The 19,220-nt window shown below is 64.1% G+C and carries 18 protein-coding genes; 8 read left to right on the top strand and 10 right to left on the bottom strand.

What is annotated here, in order from left to right; genetic code table 11:
• Positions 1-69: 69 nt before the first annotated feature.
• Both L0U82_RS34900 and L0U82_RS34895 read right to left on the bottom strand, forming a co-directional pair.
• Positions 70-615 carry a flavin reductase gene (locus L0U82_RS34900; RefSeq protein ID WP_233838193.1) on the bottom strand — a complete coding sequence of 182 codons (546 nt, stop codon included), beginning with the start codon at positions 613-615 and terminating at the stop codon, positions 70-72.
• Positions 616-634: 19 nt separating this feature from the next.
• Positions 635-1,219 carry a cyclase family protein gene (locus L0U82_RS34895; RefSeq protein ID WP_233838192.1) on the bottom strand — a complete coding sequence of 195 codons (585 nt, stop codon included), beginning with the start codon at positions 1,217-1,219 and terminating at the stop codon, positions 635-637.
• 97 nt (positions 1,220-1,316) lie between these two features.
• Between L0U82_RS34895 and L0U82_RS34890 the strand changes: the two genes are divergently transcribed.
• On the top strand, positions 1,317-2,084 hold the full coding sequence (locus L0U82_RS34890) for an AraC family transcriptional regulator (protein ID WP_233838191.1): 768 nt from the start codon (positions 1,317-1,319) through the stop codon (positions 2,082-2,084).
• A 94-nt stretch (positions 2,085-2,178) separates the two neighbouring features.
• On the opposite strand, the gene L0U82_RS34885 is transcribed toward L0U82_RS34890, so the two are convergent.
• The 8 genes from L0U82_RS34885 to L0U82_RS34850 form a co-directional block, all read right to left on the bottom strand.
• Positions 2,179-3,651 (bottom strand): aldehyde dehydrogenase family protein, encoded by a 1,473-nt coding sequence (locus tag L0U82_RS34885; protein WP_233838190.1) that lies wholly within the window; start codon positions 3,649-3,651, stop codon positions 2,179-2,181.
• 22 nt (positions 3,652-3,673) lie between these two features.
• Entirely contained in the window at positions 3,674-5,251 is a 1,578-nt protein-coding gene (locus L0U82_RS34880) for an acetolactate synthase large subunit (RefSeq protein WP_326489788.1), read from the bottom strand.
• Between the two features lie 122 nt (positions 5,252-5,373).
• On the bottom strand, positions 5,374-6,735 hold the full coding sequence (locus L0U82_RS34875) for an MFS transporter (RefSeq protein ID WP_233838189.1): 1,362 nt from the start codon (positions 6,733-6,735) through the stop codon (positions 5,374-5,376).
• A 14-nt stretch (positions 6,736-6,749) separates the two neighbouring features.
• Positions 6,750-7,829: a porin gene (locus L0U82_RS34870; RefSeq protein ID WP_233838188.1), complete on the bottom strand. Its 1,080-nt coding sequence runs from the start codon at positions 7,827-7,829 to the stop codon at positions 6,750-6,752.
• A 69-nt stretch (positions 7,830-7,898) separates the two neighbouring features.
• Entirely contained in the window at positions 7,899-8,732 is an 834-nt protein-coding gene (locus L0U82_RS34865; RefSeq protein WP_233838187.1) for an ABC transporter ATP-binding protein, read from the bottom strand.
• On the bottom strand, positions 8,729-9,484 hold the full coding sequence (locus L0U82_RS34860) for an ABC transporter permease (protein ID WP_233838186.1): 756 nt from the start codon (positions 9,482-9,484) through the stop codon (positions 8,729-8,731). The genes L0U82_RS34865 and L0U82_RS34860 overlap by 4 nt, the downstream gene beginning before the upstream one ends.
• 21 nt (positions 9,485-9,505) lie before the next feature.
• A complete protein-coding gene (locus tag L0U82_RS34855) occupies positions 9,506-10,510 on the bottom strand; it encodes an ABC transporter substrate-binding protein (protein WP_233838185.1) in 1,005 nt (334 codons plus the stop codon).
• Between the two features lie 300 nt (positions 10,511-10,810).
• Positions 10,811-11,749, bottom strand: a complete 939-nt coding sequence (locus L0U82_RS34850) for a LysR substrate-binding domain-containing protein (protein WP_267929924.1) — start codon at positions 11,747-11,749, stop codon at positions 10,811-10,813.
• A gap of 252 nt (positions 11,750-12,001) precedes the next feature.
• Between L0U82_RS34850 and L0U82_RS34845 the strand changes: the two genes are divergently transcribed.
• Genes L0U82_RS34845 through L0U82_RS34815 form a run of 7 tightly spaced genes read left to right on the top strand, consistent with a single transcriptional unit; the run spans position 12,002 to position 19,217 of the window.
• Complete coding sequence (locus L0U82_RS34845) at positions 12,002-12,877, top strand: FAD binding domain-containing protein (protein WP_233838183.1); 876 nt, start codon at positions 12,002-12,004, stop codon at positions 12,875-12,877.
• Between the two features lie 34 nt (positions 12,878-12,911).
• Positions 12,912-13,418 carry a (2Fe-2S)-binding protein gene (locus tag L0U82_RS34840; protein WP_233838182.1) on the top strand — a complete coding sequence of 169 codons (507 nt, stop codon included), beginning with the start codon at positions 12,912-12,914 and terminating at the stop codon, positions 13,416-13,418.
• The gene (locus L0U82_RS34835) at positions 13,411-15,819 is read left to right on the top strand and encodes a xanthine dehydrogenase family protein molybdopterin-binding subunit (protein ID WP_233838181.1); all 2,409 of its coding nucleotides are present in this window, start codon (positions 13,411-13,413) and stop codon (positions 15,817-15,819) included. The genes L0U82_RS34840 and L0U82_RS34835 overlap by 8 nt, the downstream gene beginning before the upstream one ends.
• Entirely contained in the window at positions 15,816-16,655 is an 840-nt protein-coding gene (locus L0U82_RS34830) for an alpha/beta fold hydrolase (protein WP_233838180.1), read from the top strand. The genes L0U82_RS34835 and L0U82_RS34830 overlap by 4 nt, the downstream gene beginning before the upstream one ends.
• Positions 16,652-17,383: an enoyl-CoA hydratase/isomerase family protein gene (locus L0U82_RS34825; RefSeq protein ID WP_233838179.1), complete on the top strand. Its 732-nt coding sequence runs from the start codon at positions 16,652-16,654 to the stop codon at positions 17,381-17,383. Before L0U82_RS34830 ends, L0U82_RS34825 begins: the two co-directional genes overlap by 4 nt.
• A gap of 7 nt (positions 17,384-17,390) precedes the next feature.
• Positions 17,391-18,170: a CoxG family protein gene (locus L0U82_RS34820; RefSeq protein WP_233838178.1), complete on the top strand. Its 780-nt coding sequence runs from the start codon at positions 17,391-17,393 to the stop codon at positions 18,168-18,170.
• 27 nt (positions 18,171-18,197) lie between these two features.
• On the top strand, positions 18,198-19,217 hold the full coding sequence (locus L0U82_RS34815; RefSeq protein WP_233838177.1) for an XdhC family protein: 1,020 nt from the start codon (positions 18,198-18,200) through the stop codon (positions 19,215-19,217).
• The last annotated feature ends 3 nt before the right edge of the window (positions 19,218-19,220 follow it).

Below are 19,220 nucleotides of genomic sequence, written 5' to 3'. Positions count from 1 at the left end.
ACGGCCTGTTCAGTCAGCAGAATCAGCGCCGGCCTCGAAGCCGAGGCCGTGCTGACGCCAGGCGCGGCCTCAGTTCGACGCGGCGTGCTGCTCCGCGCCGACACGATGATAACGGCGCGCGAAGTACATCAGCCCCGGCTCCGCCGCGCCGTCAACTCGGGTTCGCGCGACCTCGCAAAGCAGCACACTATGCGTGCCCTGCCTGATCGAGCTGATGATCCGGCAATCGAATGCGACCAGCGCGTCACCGAGCACCGGCGAACCCGTTTCCATCACATGCCAGTTCGCGCCGCCGAAACGCTCGGCCATCGGCACGCCGCTCGCGAAACGGCGCGACAGGTCCTCGTGTTTCGCTCCGAGCGTGTTGACGCACAGCACCCGGTTCGAGATCAGCGCATCATGCGCCGACGACTTCCGGTTCAGACACACGAGCAACGTGGGCGGCGCATCGGTCACGCTGCACACGGCCGAAGCCGTCAGACCGACAACGCCCGCCGCGCCGGAACTAGTCACGATATGCACCGCGGCACCGAGTCTCGCCATCGCATCGCGGTATCCGGATGCATCGATGACCGGGCTTCCGGTTGCACTGCCGGCCAGGATATCCGTCGACATGATTTCTTCCTCCATGCGACTAGTGCTGAACGTCCGCCACGACCCTGCATGACAGCCCACTCGCTCCCTTGAAGCCGGTCCACCCCGTCAGCAGACGGATGCCACGGCCCTTCGATACACCGAGCAACTGGTCCACGTTCTTCATGTTTTCGATCACATAGGCGCCCGCTTCTCCGATGATCTTGTCCGCCGGAGTGTGCTCATCGCCGCGACGCATCCCCGCGAAGTCGATGCCGATAAAAGCCAGCTTACGCGTGGCGAGGTGATTGACCAGATCCCACGTGAATTGCGGATGATCCTTGAAGTAGTCTCTCGATCCATACACGTGCTTCTCCAGCCAGCCGGCGTAGACGATCAGAAAATCGCCTTCACGCAGATCGTGGCCTTCGAGCACCTCGATGCCGATTTCCGCATGACTGATGGCGCTCGCGTCGATCAGCACGCCGCGGCGCTCGCAGTACTCCACCGGCGGAACGGGCTGCGGAACATAGACGTCGAGATGGGTGCCGATGTGCCCTCTGGACATATAGCTATTCCGGTCGCTGGAAGCCTTGTTGATGATTGGATCGTTGATGTCGACGCAGAGAGTGAGATCGATAAGCACGCTGTTTTCCTGTTGACGTTGAAGGTGCCTACAATCTACCTGGCCGCGTTTTGCCGCGCCGCTTCGATCCGGTCAGCTATCGTTCAAAAGGAGACATATGGAGCCCCCTCTGCTCGCGATCCCGTCGCGATCCAACAGCTTTGCGATTTATTCCGTCGTCAGAGAGGGGCAGGCGGCCGACAGCTGTTTCCACGTACACGACTGCGGCCAGCTGATCTATCCGGAGCGAGGCGCGATACTTCTGGAGACGCCTGACACGCTGGTTCGCCTCGCGCCGGATCGTGCCACGTGGATTCCGGCACAGTTGCCGCATTCCGTGCTGATGGACCGGTCGTTTCGTTATCACAGCCTGTACATCGACAGCAAATTGCACACAAGTCGGATCTGTCGCACCTTCACGGTCACGCCGCTACTGCGCGAGCTGATTCTCGACGCAAGCAACTGGGCCGCCGACAACCTCCCGTTCACTCAACGCCATCGAAAAACGCTCGTCATCGTTGATGAACTCGATCGGGCGCCCGTTTCCGCGACCGGCATCCAGATTCCCGACGACAGGCGCATTGCGTCCATCTGCCGGAAAATCGAACAGGATCCATCGATCAATGATCCGATCGATGTTTGGGCAACCAGCGTAGGCGCCAGCGAGAAAACGCTTCAACGCGCGTTTGCCGCGAGTACCGGCAAGACGTTTCAGCAATGGCGCCAGCATGTCCGGATGACGAGGGCACTGGAGTTGCATGCGCGGGGCTTGAGACTTATCGATATCGCGTTGGCCGTCGGCTATGCCACGGAGGGCGCCTACGCGCAGGCGTTCAAGAAGTTTTACGGGCACCCGCCGAGTCGGTTGAGAGGCAGGAAGGTGTGAGGTGCGGAGGCGCGTAACGCTGTCGCGGAGATGGCTGAATCAAGCAGGCAAACGCGCTGCATCGACCGGAACATTGCATCGGCGCGCCCCAACTTCAACGCGCCGGCACCACGACCAACTGCGGCTCCATATTGCGCTTCAATCCCATCTCGCCATTCGCGCGCCCGATACCCGATTCCTTGACGCCGCCAAACGGAAACTCGGGCGGCACGCCGAGATGATGATTGACCCAGGCCACGCCCGTCTCCATACGCGCGGCCAGTTCCGCGCCCCGTTCGACATCGCGCGTCCACACCGATCCGCCCAGACCGAACGGCGAAGCATTCGCCCTGCCTAACACCTCTTCGATATCGTCGAAACGGAGCACCGGCAGCACCGGCCCGAACGGTTCTTCATCGACGAGCCGTGTACCCTCCGCGATATCGGCGACGATCGTCGGTTCGATGAAGTAGCCATCCCTCGCGATCGCGCGACCACCCGCGACAATGCGCACGCCCGGCTGCCGCACCGTATCGTCGATGAGTTCCAGCACGCGCTCGTACTGCATGCGGTTCTGCACCGGCCCGAGTTCGACCTGTTCGTCGAAACCGTCGCCAACCGGAACACGTCGTGCGATGTCGGCCAGCTCATCGACCAGTGCGTCGTAGATGCTCGTATGCACATACAGACGTTTGATCGCCTGGCAGATCTGCCCTGAATTCGCGAACGCCGCATCGAACAGCGGACGAGCCACGGCCTTGACGTCGACGTCGCCCAGCACGATCGCCGCGTCGTTGCCGCCGAGTTCGAGCGTCACGCGCTTCATGTTCGTCGCCGCCGACGCCATCACCCGCTTGCCAGTCGCGACCGATCCGGTGAACGTGATCTTGTCGATGCCCGGATGCTCGGTCATCCATTGACCGAGTTCGTTGCCACCGGCCAGCACGTTCAATACACCCGCCGGAAAAAACTCGCGCGCAATCGCGCCGATCATCAGCGTGGTCAACGGCGTATACGGCGACGGCTTCAGCACCATCGTGTTGCCGGTGTACAGCGCCGATGTGATCTTCGGCGCCGCCAGCACGATCGGCACGTTCCATGGCGCGATGCCGCCCACGACGCCCAACGGCTTGTGCCGCAATTCGACCCGGCCACTGGCGTCTTCACGCAGCGTTTCCGGTTCGATCGCAATTGTCACCAGATGGCGGATGATCCCGACCGCGCGCCGTATCTCGATGCGCGCTTTGGCGAGTGGCTTGCCCTGTTCGAGTGTCAGCACCCGGGCGAGCGGTTCGACGCGTTGCTCGATCGCATCGGCGAAGCGGTTCAGACGCTCGCGCCGCTCTTCAAAAGAAGTCCGCGACCAGCCTGCAAAAGCGCGGCGCGCCGCCGTCACTGCCGCGTCGAACTGCGCGCGCGATGCGTCGGGACAACGCGCGAATGCACGGCCGGTCGACGGGTTGATGACATCAAACGTCGAGGTACTCGTCTCGAGCGCGCCGTCGATCAGATGCGCGAATACGCGCGTTTCCGGTGCCGCGTCCACCGGATCGACGGGACTCGCGGCAAACAGTTCGCTATGGTTCATGGTTGTTTCAGCTAGTGTTGTTTCAGTTGACGATCAGCTCGATCAGCGACGGGCCCGGCTCCGCGAAGCTATGCGCGAGCGCATTCGAAAACGCATCGAGCGTTTGCGCGCGGCGCGCGGGTACGCCGTGACCTTGCGCGAGCGCGACGAAGTCGAGATCCGGACGGTCGAGCGACAGCATGTCGAGCGCGACGCGCCCAGGCTCGGGGCCGCCCATTCGGGCGAGTTCGCCACGCAGCACGTTGTACGCACGGTTGGCGAGAATCACGACCGTCACGTCGAGCCGTTCACGCGCCATCGTCCACAGCGCGGGCAGGTTATACATCGCGCTGCCGTCGCCGATCAGCGCCAGCACTTTGCGTTGCGGCTCGGCGATGGCCGCGCCGATCGCGACCGGCAAGCCGTATCCGAGCGATGAGCCGACGCTGTTCAACCAGTCGTGCGGCGCGGCGCCGGCGGTCGGTGGAAAGAAACCGCGCCCCACCGACACCGCTTCATCGACGACGATCGCCTGCTCCGGCAGATGCGCGGCCAACACCGCGGCGATGCCGTCCGGCGTCGGGCGGCTCATGTCGCCGGGCAAGCCGGGCGCGCGCCGTTCAGCCACATGCGCGGGCGCAAGCTGGCCCGCGCCGAGTTCGTGCGCCAACGCTTCGAGCGCGTGGTCGAGGCGGTGGTCTGCATCGGCGAGCGGGATGATTTCGCAATCGTGTGGCGCGATCAGACTCGGCTTGCCGGGATATGCGAAGAATGCGACCGGCAGCTTCGCGCCGACCAGCACGATGCGCCGCACGCCCGCCAGCGCGGCGACCGCGCTATCGACATCGAACGGCAGCCGGCCGATCTTGACCCGGCCGGCACCGCGCGCCATGCGGGCGTTTTGTCCTTCGGCGAGCAGGCGGCAGCCTGTTTTCGCGGCGATCCGTCCAGCCCATTCGAGCGCCCGCTCGCGTAGCGCTTCGCCGCCCAATAGCAGAACGGTCTCGCCTTGCTCAACCGGCTCGCTCAACGCGCGTGCAGCGTCGGCGATCGCGGCGGCCGGCACATCGGGCCGCGCAGCCGGCTCTGGCGCGCCCACAATGCGATCGGCTTCGCCCCACGAAGCATCGGCGGGCAGAATCAGCGTGGCGATGCGCCCCGCTCCTTCGCGCGCGGCGCTGACCGCGGCGGCGCCGTCCGTCGCGACTTCGTGCGAGGATGCCGACGTCCGTACCCAGTGCGACATCGGTCTCGCGAGGCCGGCGATATCGGCGGTCAATGGCGCATCGTGTTGCAGGTGATAGGTCGCGTGCTCGCCCACGATGTTGACGATGCCGGAGCCCGCCTTCTTTGCGTTGTGCAGATTGGCGAGGCCGTTTGCGAATCCCGGCGCCAGATGCAGCAGCGTGCATGCAGGCCGATCGCGCATCCGGAAGTAGCCGTCGGCGGCACCGGTCAGCACGCCTTCGGCGAGGCCGAGTACGCAGCGCAGACTGCCGACCTTGTCGAGCGCCGCGAGAAAATGCATCTCCGATGTCCCCGGATTTGCAAAGCAGGTATCCACGCCGCTCGCGAGCAACGTACGCACCAGGCTTTCCGCGCCGTTCATTTGTGATTTCATCCGCGACCGTTCACTTTCCATACGTTGATCCGTGTATTGTGTGTTGCGTTATTTCGTATTCGCCTGCAGCGCCGGGTATTGCGTCACAGCCCATTGCCTTCGTTGAAAACCGCTCAACGTTGCTACGCGACCGTACGCGAAGCCGCGTCCTCGAGCGGCCGTCGCGCCGGCGCACACAGACGTCCCATCAGATAAATGGCCGCGCCCGCGAACAGGATCACGACGCCCGCGGCCTGGAACACCTCGGCCGCGCTCCAGTGCGCGTTGAACAGCATGCCGGCGGCCGCCGGTCCGGCGATGCTGCCGAAACGCCCGACCCCGAGTGCCCAGCCGCATCCCGTCGAGCGGATCTCGGCCGGATAGAAGATCGCCGCGAGCGCAATGATGCCTTTTTGCCCGCCACTGACGAAGAAGCCCGCCATGAAGGTCGCCACCATCAGCATCCAGAGCGGCGCGGACAAGGCCGCGGCCGCCAGCGCAAGCAATCCGCACGAGCCGATATACAGCACCGTCAGCACCGGATACGGACCGAAGCGGTCCATCGCCGGACCGACCACCACCACGCAAACCGTGCCCGCGATCGTCGGCATCGCCGTGACCCAGGCCACCGTGGCGATCGGATAATGCAAATTGCCGATGATGGTCGGCAACCACGTCTGCATCAGATAGAAAATCGACAGGTTGACGAAGAACACGAACCACAGCAGCAGCGTGCCGGCCATCCGTCCGTCGCGAAACAGGCTGACGATCGCCGCGCGTTTCGTGTCGACCCGGGTTTCGACGAAGCGTGTATCGGTATCGATCGGCAAGTTGCGATCGATGCGACGCATCACCGCCGCAAGCCGCCTCGAACGCGACTCGCGGCGCACGAGAAAGCTCACCGACTCGGGCAACGCCAAGGCGAGAACGACGGCCAGCAAGAGCGGAAACGCGCCGCCGACCCACAGCAGTGAAGTCCAGCCGTAGTGCGGCAACAGCGACGCCGCGGCGAAACCGGCCGCGACGAAGCCAAGCGAAAAGCCACAATAGATGATCAGCACGAACGTCGCGCGAAGACGCTGCGCACTGTATTCGCCCGTCAGCGCAATCGCGCTCGGCGCCGCGCCGCCGAGCCCGAGTCCCGTCAGAAAGCGCAACGCGATCAGCTCGGGCACGCTGGTCGCCTTCACCGTGAGCAACGTGCAGACACCGAAGAACACCGTCGACAGAATCATCACGCGCTTGTGCCCGAAGCGGTCGGATAGCGACGAGATGATCAGATAGCCGACCAGCAGCCCGATCAGCGCCGAAGAAAAGATCGGACCCAGTGCGCTGCCGGGGATGTGCCAGTCTTTCGCGAGGCGCGGCAGGATATAACTCATCGCCTGTGTATCGAAGCCATCGCCGAACAGCACGAGGCTGCACAACGCGACGATCGTGTATTGAAGGGGACTCGTTTTTGCTGCTTCAATCGCGGTCGTGACGTTAATCGATTGCCGGTTCAACTTTGTTTCTCCCGTCAGAACAGATGGCGAATGCCCACTGCCGCGGCGAACTGGTTCTGACCCGGGCCACCCGCCGGCGTCGAATTCAGAATGCCGAGCGTGCCGAGCGAATTGTTCTTCACATAGCCGACCGCCGCATAGACATTGGTCGATTTCGACAGCAGATAGTCAGCCACCAACCGGTACAAGCTCGCATCACGCTCGCTGTTCGCGCGGTCCGCGAGACGAATATACGCGCCGCTCAGGCTCCATTGGGGCGCCAGCGCATACACGGCTTCCGCGGTATAGAAGTTCTGGCTCGCGCCGTTCGACGGGTTCTTGAAATTGGCCAGATTCGCGGCGAGACGCCATTTGTCGATGATCAGCTTCGCGCCGACCGTGTAGGCCTGCGCAACCGTACGATCGGTCACGCCGGTCAGATCGCGGCCGTGGAAATAGGCGCCATCGATCGTGGCGATGCCGAAGTGATAGCCGAGCCGCGCCGAGATCACGCTCTTGCTCGAAAAGTCGCCGGCCGTGCCGCCGAGACCATAGGTCACGCTGCCGATCAGCCCTGCGATCTTCGGCAACGTGTACTTGACCGAGTTGTCGATCCAGTAATACTGCGCACCGTTATAGCCGCTGTTGTTCTGATACGAAATCGTGTTCAGTGAGCCGAAGTTGATGAAGCCCGATGCATCGACGGTCGCGAGCGAGTCGTGAAACGACGACCAGTTGCGGCCCAACTGCACCGCGCCGAACTGCTGGCTATCGAGCCCGACCGTGGCGCCACGGTCGAACAGTACCGACGAGGTCGCCGGCTGGCTGCCGTTGATGCCCTGCCCGGTGTTGATACGAAAACCGTTCTCGAGATTGAAGGTCGCCTTCAATCCGCCGCCCAGATCTTCGACTCCGCGCAGGCCCCAACGGTCCGTCGATTCGACGCCCGACGCGACGCTCGTGCTGCTGCCGCCCCGTGGACCCGCGCCGGTTTTGTAGATCACACCGGCATCGGCGACGCCGTACAGCGTCACGCTGGACTGCGCATGAGCGGTGCCGAGCATCGCCATCGATATCGCGGACACAACGCCCGTCAGACACAGGTTTCTTTTCATTCACTCATCTCCTCATTGTTGTCATCGTTCTGGTCGCGGCTCGCATTCCGCGCGTGCTATCCGATCAGGTCATCCCGCCGCGCCGGAGCGCAGCAAAGCCGTGCTACCGTCACCCGCCGATGCGTCATCGGACGGCACCGGCGTGTTATCCCCCATCGCGTCGAGCACGAGCTTTTTCAACTGCGCTTCACCGACCTGCGCGAGCATCGACGGCACGTGGAATTCGGCCGCGACATGGCCCGGCGCGCGCAGCACGAGAATGCGGTCGCCAACGTCGATCGCCTCGCGGATCGAATGCGTGACCAGCACGCCGGTCTTGTGCGTTTCTTTCACGAGACGGCGCAGTTCGTTGCGCAGCGTCGCGCCGGTGATTTCGTCGAGCGCGCTGAACGGCTCGTCGCACAGCAGGATGTCGGGGTCCGTCGCGAACGCGCGCGCAATACTGATGCGTTGCCGCATGCCGCCCGACAATGCATGCGGATACTTGTCCGCGTGCGCGTCGAGGCCGAGACGTTTGAGCCATTCGGCGGCGGTGCGCAAGCGCGTTGCCTTGTCGACCTTGCGCAGTTCGAGCCCATACGCAACGTTCGCAAGCGCCGTATGCCACGGCAGCAGACGGTCGCTCTGAAACACCACGCCGACCCTGCCGCCCAACGCGTCGAACTGCTCGAACGGGTCTTTGTCGAGCACAGTGACCGAACCCGTCGACGGCGAGATCAAACCGATCAGCAGATTGAACATCGTCGACTTGCCGCAACCGGTCTTGCCGACCACCGCGACCAGCTCGCCCGCTTCGATACTGAACGTGAGGTCCTGCACCGCGAAGCCGGGCTCGCTGTTCCTGTCCGCGCCTTTGACGCGATCGAAGCGCTTTGCGACCTGAGTAAATTTAACGATGCTCATACCGAACGCTCCGATGCCGGGCGATAACGAAGGCAGAAGTCCTCGACCAGCGTGACGATCTTCTGCGAGACGGTGACGAACAACACCAGCACGAGCGTCCAGGCGAGCGCGCCGGCCATATCGAATTGCTGCTGCTGTTCGAGAAGTTGATAACCGACGCCGCTCGTCGCGCCAACCAGTTCGGCCACCACGACGACGCGCGACACGTTGCCGAGATTCACCTTCCATGCGGTGAAGATGCCCGGCAACACACTCGGCCATACCAGCGTGCGGAACAGATCCCATTTGCCGGGGCGAAACGATAGCGACATCTCGACGAGTTCCTTCGACATCGCGCGATACGAGTCGTGAATCTGGAATGCGAAGGCCGGCAGCGTGGTCATCACGATGATGAACCAGATGCGCAATTCGTTCGTCTTGAACCAGATGATCGAGAACACGACCCACGACAGCGCGGGAATGCCCTGATTGAACGTGAGCAGCGGATAAAAATAGCGCTCCATCCAGTTCACGCGCCCCATCAACAGGCCGAGCATGCCGCCGATCACGAACGCGCCCGCCATGCCGCCGAGAATGCGCAGCGACGTTGCTATAGCGCTCGACAGATAGTTCTCGCTGGTGAAGATCGTGCCGAGATGACCGCCGATCAGCTTCACCGAAGGAAACAGGAAAGGCGGCAGCCACGTGGCCGCGAGTTGCCATGCGCCGACCAGCACCAGCAGCGCGATCAGCGTTTCTTTTTTCAAAGGCATCGGATAGCTCCGTGGATGCGCTCAATCGAGCGGCGTGGGATAGATCGACGCGTCGTCGACGGGCTGCTTGAAATAGCCGCTTTGCAGCCCCGCCTTGTAGACGGCCTCGATGCCCTTGCGTGCTTTCTCCGCCGGCATCACGTCCATCGCAAGCGTGCGGTTCGACACGATCATCTTCTCGACCACGGCAGGGTCCGAACCGGACAGCGACGGTGCGATCAACGCCGCGGCTTCCTTCGGGTTCTGCTGCACCCACACGCTCGCGTCCTTGAAGGTCTTGTAGAGCTCCTTCACGAGCGTCGGATTCTTCGCGATCCAGTCGTCGTGCGCGGCGACGCCGAGATATGGAATCGACGGCGCGTCACTGAACGCTTTCCATTGCGTCGCGACGTTCAGATCGATCGTGTGCAGATCGGGCTTGCGCGCGAGCAGTTGCGAATACGCGGGCTCCCACAGTTGCACCGCATCGCTGCGGTCGGCCAGCGCATAACCGATGAGACCAGGCGTCGCGGTGTTCTGCACCGTGACCTTGTCGAGCGGTACAGCGCTGCGCTGCATCAGCCAGCGGAACATCGCGTAATTGGTGGTGGCGGTGGCCGCAACCAGTTGCTTGCCTGGCAGATCTTTAGCCGACCGGATCCCGGGACGGCTGCTGACCACCGCGCCAAAGTAGTCGAACAGGTTGAACAGATAGGAAACCTTGATGCCCTTCGTGCGCGCGACACCGATCGACAGCAGCGCCGCGCTGCCGCCCACCTGGAACTCGCCGGAATTGAATTCGAGCACGTACGCATCGGGCGTGCGTTCGGAGAAGTGCAGATCGATACCGTTTTGCAGGTCGAACTTGCGGGCTTTGATGACGGGCTGAAGAAACGCGCCGAGAGAGGGCTGGCCGAACACGACCATGTCGATATGGGCCGGCGCCGCGGTGTTCTGCGCGTAAGCGCCGCCCGACAGCACAAGCACGCTGGCAAGCAGACCGGATAGCGCGATGCGCGCGCCGGTCCGGCGTCTGATCGTTGTCATGTTTCTCCTTCGGCGTGGTGCGCCGGTGTCTCGATAGGTTGGAATTTTTGCTAACGCTCGCGCATGTCGAATAACTCACGACATGCCGCTACGGTATCGAGATGGTCGTCGGGTTCAGACGACGAGGCAAACCACGTTAACTCACGCCACCGTGAGTAGCGCTCACGGTGAGAGCCGACAGGAGTATGGAAAGAACCGATGGACGCGCGGCGTCACCGCGCGCTGTGCTCACGCGTGACGAGCAGCCGCGGTGTGGAGAAACTGCGGGAAAGAAAACCTGCCGGCGCAAAAGCGCGGGGCTTATCGCCGAGTGGGCCGTTCGGCCCAGCCGGCCGATTCGGCCCATGTGCAGATGGATTTCTCGGTATCGCGCCCCTCCTTCAGCAACCAGTCGTAGAAGCTTTCGATGACCGGATTGGAGCAGCTCGAATACGCGAAATACGTGCGATACCACGCGGCCCGCGAGCCGAACGGCGTGCACAGACGGCCGGCGATGATTTCATCGATGGCGAGAAAGAGCGGCACCAGCACGACGCCGAGCCCTTCCGCGGCGGCCTGCAGCGCGAAATACATCTGCTCGAATTTGAGTTGCCCGACCGGCTTCAGATCGGGCACGCCGGCTTGCGACAGCCAGTCGCTCCACGCATAAGGCTCCGTCACGTAGTTGATCAGCGTCTGCCCCGCGAGGTCTTCGGGCTCGCGCAAACGGCCGCCTTCGAGCAGATCGCTGTGACATAAAGGCACGATGACCTCGGTCATGAACGGCAGCGACACGCAACCCTGAATCGGCTCGTGCGCGCCGCGAATGGCGATGTCGTACGCGTGCTCCTGGAAGTTGATCGGCGCGAGCGACGTGGTCAGACGAATCTCGACGTCCGGACGCTTGCGCTGAAACCCGGACATGCGCGCGATCAGCCAGCGCATCGTAAACGTGGGCGGCGCATTGACGGTCAGCGCGGTCGGCGTGGCCTGATCGAGCAGATGCATCGACGCAACCGCGAGCCGGTCCATCACCGCGGTCGCTTCGCCGAGATACGAGCGCCCCGCGTCCGTCAGCAGCAGCTGAGATGCGGTGCGGCGAAACAGCGGTGTACCGAGCCAGCTTTCGAGCAGCGCAACCTGGCGGCTCACGGCCCCGTGCGTGACGCTGAGTTCCGCCGCGGCTTTTGTAAAGCTCACATGCCGGCCCGCTGCTTCAAAAGCGCGGACCGCGTTCAGCGGGGGGAGTTTTCTAGTCATGGTGGCAGAAGTCTATCAACCGGCTCATACGGGCTGGGTCAGTTTTTCTCACATGGTGTGATGTTTCGTCAATTGCGGCAAACCATGGCGGAGACGACACTGCGGTCATTCCGTGACAGGCCGCTCGGCCCACGGTTGCACTTGAGGAACAACAACAGTGAGACATCCCGACTTCGGCGCGCCACCGCATTCGTGCCACCGCCTGCCTCTTGTAAACCATCGGCGTGGCGACCTCCGTGGGAGGTCGCAAGGATGAAAGCGGCTCCCTTCGACTACGTCCGCGCGCAAAGCGTCGATCACACGGTCAGCCTGCTCGCGCAACACGGCCTCGACGCCAAACCGATCGCCGGCGGCCAGAGCCTCGTGCCGATGATGGCGATGCGGCTCGCGCGTCCGACCGTACTGATCGACATCAACTGGCTCGACGAACTGAAGCACGTCGAGATCGGTGACGAAAGCGTTCTGATGGGCGCGGCGACGCGTCAACGCGATATCGAAGACGACTACGCGCTGCATGCGGCACTGCCGCTCGTGCGCGACGCGCTGCAATGGGTCGGCCATGTGCAGACGCGCAACCGCGGCACTGTCGGCGGCAGTCTCGTGCATGCGGATCCGTCCGCCGAATTGCCGCTCGCGGCGACGATCCTCGGCGCGACGCTGCATGTACGCAGCGAAGCCGACGGCGAACGCCGGATCGACGCGCCGGAATTCTTCATGGGCCCGATGTTTACCGCGCTCGGCGAAACCGAATGTCTCGTCGATATCGAATGGCCCGTGTGGCAGGGCCCCGGCGTCGTTACCGCATTCGAAGAGACCGCGATGCGCCACGGCGATTTCGCGATGGCCGCGGCCGCCTGTCAGATGCAGTTCGATCAGGACGGCATCTGCGTGCGCGCGGCGCTCGGTCTCGGCGGCGTCGACGGCACGCCGCTCGCGTTTCCGGAGCTGGCGGCGCAACTGCTCGGCCAGCGCATCGACGCACGCACCGCGCGCGACGTCGCGCACGCCGCCGTCGCACAGACATCACCGGGTTCGGACCTGCACGCGAGCAGCGACTACCGGCGCCATCTCGGCACCGTGATGCTGACCCGCGTGCTCACGCACGCGGCGAGCCGCGCCGGCCGCTGACTCGCGCCCGTCCCCAGAACGAGGAACTCATTTCATGTCCAATACGCTCGTCCCTGTCGAGATCAAGGTCAACGGTGTGATCCAGCCGCGCATGGTGGAACCGCGCACGACGCTGGTCGATTTTCTGCGCGAACATCTGGCGCTGACCGGTACGCACGTCGGCTGCGAACACGGTATTTGCGGCGCCTGCTCGGTGCTGCTCAACGGCGACCCCGTGCGCTCGTGCTGCATGTTCGCGGTGCAAGCCGACGGCATGTCGGTCACGACCGTCGAAGGTCTCGCGCCCGAACGCGGCACGCTCACGAAGATTCAGGATGCGTTCTGCGAAACGCACGCGTTGCAATGCGGCTATTGCACGCCGGGCATGCTGATCGCGTGCCATGCGCTGGTCGCGCGGAATCCGCATCCGGACGAAGCGCAGATTCGTACCGCGGTCGACGGCAACCTGTGCCGTTGCACCGGCTATCAGCAGATCGTCGACGCCGTGAAACTCGCCACGCGCGAAGAAGGCAGCGTTTCGCAAGGAGCGCCGCATGTCTGACGTCAAGAATTTCAGGTATATCGGCAAGCATCGGCGCGCGGTCGAACATCGCCGCTTCGTGGTAGGCAAGGGGCGTTATGCGGCCGACGTTCAGTTGCCTGGTCTGCTGCATGTCGCGATCGTCGCGAGTCCGTATGCAAGCGCGCGCATCGTGTCGATCGATACGTCCGCCGCGCTCGCGCTGCCCGGCGTGCATGCGGCCCTGACCGGTGAAGAGCTCAACGCGGCCACCGATCCGATGCTGCCGGGCGTCGACGCGCCGCAAGTGACGCGCTTCCCACTCGCCCAAGGTGTCGTGCGCTACGCGGGCGAATGGGTCGTCGCAGTGGTTGCCGACACACGCGCGCTCGCCGAGGACGCGAGCGAACTCGTGATGGTCGAATACGAAGCGACCCCGCACGTGATCGACCCCGAAACCGCGACTCGCGACTCCGCGCCGCTCGTGCATCCGGCGCACGGCTCCAACGTGATTTTCCAGCGCAAGTTCGTGTGGGGCAGCGTCGACGAGCACTTCCACCGCGCCGCCCATCAACTGTCGTACCGGGTGCGCTGGGCGCGCAGTTCGACCGTGCCGATCGAAACGTTCGTCGTGACCGGCGCATGGAACGACGCGACGCAAATTCTCGATGTATGGGCATCGATCCAGATGCCCAAATTCCCCGACCTGCTCGCGAAAAGTCTGCGGCTGCCCGGCAATGGCGTGCGTGTGCATTTCGACGTCGACGTGGGCGGCAGCTACGGCGTGAAGCGCGGCCTCAAGCATTCGATTCTGGTCGGCTATCTGAGCCGCAAGCTCGGCCGTCCGGTGCGCTTCCTCGAAGACCGCCTCGAAAACATGCGCGGCGGCGACATGCAAGGCCCAGACCGGATCTTCGACGTGACGCTCGCATTCGACAACGACGGCACGATCCGTTCGATGCGCATGCGCGCGCTCGACGACATCGGTGCCTATTCGGGCCGCTCGCCGCTGCAGCTCGGCAAGCCGGTCGGCGCGATCGTCGGACCGTACCGGATTGCCAGCGTCGAGTACGAAGCGATCTCGGTAATGACCAACAAGACGCCGCAGGAAGCGGTGCGCGGCTTCGGCCAGGCGCCAACCAACTACGCGATCGAAACCGGCATCGACAAGGTCGCGCGCTTTCTCGGCATGGACCGCGTCGCGTTGCGCAGAAAGAATCTGATCGGCAAGGACGAGTTTCCGTATCTGATTCCGAGCGGCACGCACTACGACTCCGGCGACTACGCGACGGTATTCGGCAAGGCGCTCGACGCCGCGCCGTTCGACCGTCTCGTCGAACAGCGCGATGCGTTGCGCGCACAGGGGCTGCTCGCCGGCATCGGCGTGTCGACCTGTCTCGAACCGTCGGGCGGCAATTCTTCATTCGAGCCGCTGTTCAATCCAAAGAACGAAACCACAACGTGGATGGATTCGTGTCTCGTGCGTATCGATCTGGGCGGCACCGTCACCGCGCTGATGGGCACGTCCACGTCCGGACAGGCGCATGAAACGCTGGTGTCGACGGTAGTCGGCGAAGTACTGCTGCGCGAACCCGACAGCATTCGCGTGCTGCACGCGGACTCGCTGAACGCGCTGCCGTCCAATAGCCCGGTGGGCAGCCGGATGGCGATCATGCTCGGCGGCGCGGCCGCCGGCGCCGCGAAAAAGCTGCGCGCCAAGCTGCTGCGAATCGCCGCGTACAACCTCAAAGCGGACGAAGCGCAGCTCACCTATGACGAAGGCTGCATCGCGGTGCGCGACAACCCTGAGCGACGCATCACGTGGGCGCAACTGGTCGAGATCGCACATCGCAAGTATCACTGCATGCCCGAGGGCATGGAGCCGGGCCTGCAGGAGAAGTTCGTCTGGGAAGTGCCGACCGGCGGCAAGATGCCGACCGACGACGGCCGCGTGCAGATGTATCCGTGCCATTCGTTCGAGTCTCACGTGATTCTCGCGAGCATCGACCGCGAGACCGGCAAGGTGGCGATTCACCGCTATGTGTGCGGCCACGATTGCGGCGTGATGATCAGCCCCGACGTCGTGCACGGCATGACCTATGGCGGCATCGCGCATGGTCTCGGCGCCGCGCTGATGGAGAAATTCGCGTTCTCCGACGATGGCCAGCTGCTGTCGGGCACTTTCATGGACTACCTTTTGCCGAGCGCGCAGGAAGTGCCGTCGGTGACGATCGTCGATCACTGCACGCCGTCGCCGCTGACCGAGTTCGGTCAGAAGGGCTCGGGCGAAGCGGGCTATCTCGGCAGCCCGGCTGCCATTGCGAGTGCGATCAACGACGCGCTCGCGCCGCTCGGCGCATCGATCGACTATCTGCCGATGACGCCGCAAGCAATCTGGCGCGCGCTCGGCGCGGCCACCCTGACCGAGGAGACACCCGCATGATCGACACAATCCGCCGCCATGTGCGCGGCCCGGCCGGCGACATCGCGATCTATACGCAGGGCGCGCCGGATGCACCGGTCGTCGTCATGGCGCATTCGATCCTGTCGTCGAGCATGATGTGGGAAGCGCAGGCGGCCTTGCTGGCCGCGCGCGGCTGGCGCGTGATCTGCGCGGATACGCGCGGACACGGCGCGTCCCAGGCCGAAGCGTCAGCATGGACGATGGACGATCTCGCCGCCGATACGATCGCCGTGCTCGACGCGCTCGCGATAGAACGCGCGCATTACGTCGGCCTGTCACTCGGCGGGATGAGCGGCTTCGGCCTGGGCATTCGTCACGCGGACCGGCTGCTGAGCCTGTGTCTATGCGATGCACGCGCCGATGCGCCCGCTGCGTTCGCGGCACCGTGGGACGAGCGCATCGAACTCGCGCGGCGCGATGGATGCGGCGCGCTCGCGGTCTCGACGACCGAACGCTGGTTCGGCAAGCCGTTCGTCGAGGCCCATCCCGAGATCGCCGCACGCTTTCGCAGCACCGCCGCCGCGACCTCGACGGACGGTTTTATCGGCTGCGCGCGTGCGATCCAGAAGCTCGACTACCTTCGCGACGTCACGTGTATCGACGTGCCGACGACGCTGATCGTCGGCGCCAACGACGCCGCGTTGCCCCAGGCGATGGAGCAGCTCAGCACGCTGATTCCCGAAGCACGGCTCGACGTGATCGCCAACGCAGGCCATCTGCCCAATATCGACCAACCGGATGCCTTCAACGACGCGCTGCTGCGGCATCTGCAACGCACAAACTTTCACCCCTCAATCTCAGGACCCACACCATGAACGAGCAGATCAAGATCGAACAGGACGGACGACTCCTTCGCATCACACTGAACCGTCCGCAGGACAACGGCATCTCCGACGGCATGGCCGCGGCGCTGGTCGAAGCGGTCAATAACGCGCATACGACTTCGGATGCGGTGCTGTTGCGCAGCACGGGTCCCGACTTCTGCACCGGCCGCGTGCGCGATGCGGGCGCGCCGCCGCCGGCCGCCGAAGCCTATGCGCGCCGTCCGGAATACGACGCGATCTTCAATAGCTACAAGGCGATCCGCAGTGCGCAGGTCCCGGTCGTGGCCGCACTCGAAGGTCGCGTGATGGGCTTCGGCGCGGCGATCGCGTCGCTGTGCGACGTGTCGTTCGCGAGCGATACGGCCACCTTCAACATCCCCGAAATCACGCACAACGTGATGCCGACGATGGTCATGTCCGCGCTGTACGACCGCGTCAATCGCAACGCGATTCTGTGGATGGCCTATTCGGCGCAGTTCATCGACGCGCAACGCGCGCTCGCATACGGCCTCGTCAGCACCGTCGTGCCGGCGGCGAGCCTGAACGACGAAGTCGAAAGCTTCTGCAAGGTGCTGCTCGGCCGGCCGCGCCCGGCGATCCTCGGCCTGAAGGAATATCTGCGCGTCGCGCCGCGCATGGACGAACAAGGCGCGATCGACTACGCCCGCAGCCTGCATTCGATGGTGAATACCGCCGCCGCGATGAAGAAGCACGCCTGAGGTCTCCATGGAAATCAACGGCACGCAGGTCATTCCCGCAGCGCGCACGGCAGTCTGGAATGCGCTGAACGACACCGTCATTCTGAAGGCGTGTCTGCCCGGCTGCGAATCGGTCGAGCAGACTGGCGAAGGCTCATTCCGCGTGATCGTCGCGATGGCGATCGGTCCGCTGCGCGCGCGCTTTAACGGCACGCTGCGGATGACGGAAGCAAATCCGCCACAGTCCTGCGTGATGGTGTTCGAAGGCCAGGGCGGCGCGGTTGGCTTCGGCAAAGGCACGACCACGGTTGCGTTGAACGAGAGCTCCGGAAACACGGAGCTGACTTATTCGGCGCAGGCGCAGATCGGCGGCAAGCTCGCGCAGGTCGGCTCGCGTCTGATCGATAACGTCGCGAAGAAAATGTCGGACGACTTCTTCAACGCGTTTCGTTTGCAGCTCGCGCCGCGAGAGACGAACGATAGCGCGGCGGCCTCGCCTGCTTCCGTGGCTTCGTCGCAGGCGGAGCCTCGGCGCAACGGTAACGTGGCGCAAGCGGCAACAACGGCACAAGTGGCAAGCGGCAATAACCATGCAGGCGGTGCGAAGCCCGCTACGGTCACGCCGCAAGCCGCTGCTTCGCGCGACACGACAGCAGCGATGCCGCAACCTGCAATACCTGCCACGGCGAGCGCCGCTTCCGCCGCGTCGGCTGCACACGATCGTTTCCTCGTGCCCGGCTGGTGGCTCGGTGTCGCGATGCTGCTCGGCGTGTTCGCTAGTTTTGCCGGCGCGCACTGGATGCGCTGAGTCTCGCGCACGCCCGCTATGGATCACATGGATAACGCCGAAACCACCGTGTTGAATCGCGCGCTCGAATGGAGCGCGTCGGGCGAGGCCGTCACGCTCGTGACGGTTGTCGCGACATGGGGTTCGTCGCCGCGGCCGCCCGGCTCGCTGCTCGCGATTCGCGACGATGGCCGTTTTTGCGGTTCAGTGTCCGGCGGCTGCGTCGAATACGATCTCGTCGATACCATTCGCCAGCGTGCGGGCACCATGCGGTTGCCGGAGGTCGTCACGTATGGCCTCGGCCGCGAAGAAGCGCGCCGCAATCGCATTCCGTGCGGCGGCACGCTGCAGTTGATGGTCGAACCGGTGCGCGACGCGGCGAGCTTGCGCGCAGTCTGCACGGCCATCGCACAGCGAAGACGCGTGGTCCGCACGCTCGATATGACCAGCGGCCGCGCCACCATACGCGCCGCGCGCGACGACGACCGCATCATGCTTACCGACGCGGCGTTCCAGATGGTGCATGGGCCTCAATGGCGCGTGGTCCTGATCGGTGCCGGCGAGTTGTCGCACTACTTCGCGCTGCAGGCGCGCATGCTGGGCTATGACGTCACCGTGATCGAGCCTCGCGACGATTACGCCGACAGCTGGACCTTGCCCGACGTGCCGGTCATCACAGGCATGCCCGACGACGTGCTCAGCGCTCAGCCGATCGATGCGCGCACCGCCGTCGTCGCGTTGACTCACGACCCGGTTCTCGACGACCTTGCACTGTGGGAAGCGTTGAAGTCCGACGCGTTCTATGTCGGCGCGCTCGGTTCCGCAGCGACCAGCAAGCGCCGTCGCGAACGGCTCGCCGAGTTCGACGTGAGCGGTGAGCAGATCGCGCGTCTGCATGCGCCGATCGGGCTGCCAATCAACAGCCGCACGCCGCCGGAAATCGCCGTGTCCATTGCCGCGCAAATGACCGCGATACGCAATCGCGTCGATCATGCATCACAGCCGGCGCGGGCCACGGCGGTTCCCGTGCAAACACCTCTCGCTTCGCCCGCCTGCACGCTCGCATGAATC

Source organism: Paraburkholderia sp. ZP32-5, assembly GCF_021390495.1.
Lineage (GTDB): Bacteria > Pseudomonadota > Gammaproteobacteria > Burkholderiales > Burkholderiaceae > Paraburkholderia.
The sequence above is the reverse complement of the archived record's forward strand: the minus strand, read 5'-3'. Positions and strand labels throughout refer to the sequence as shown.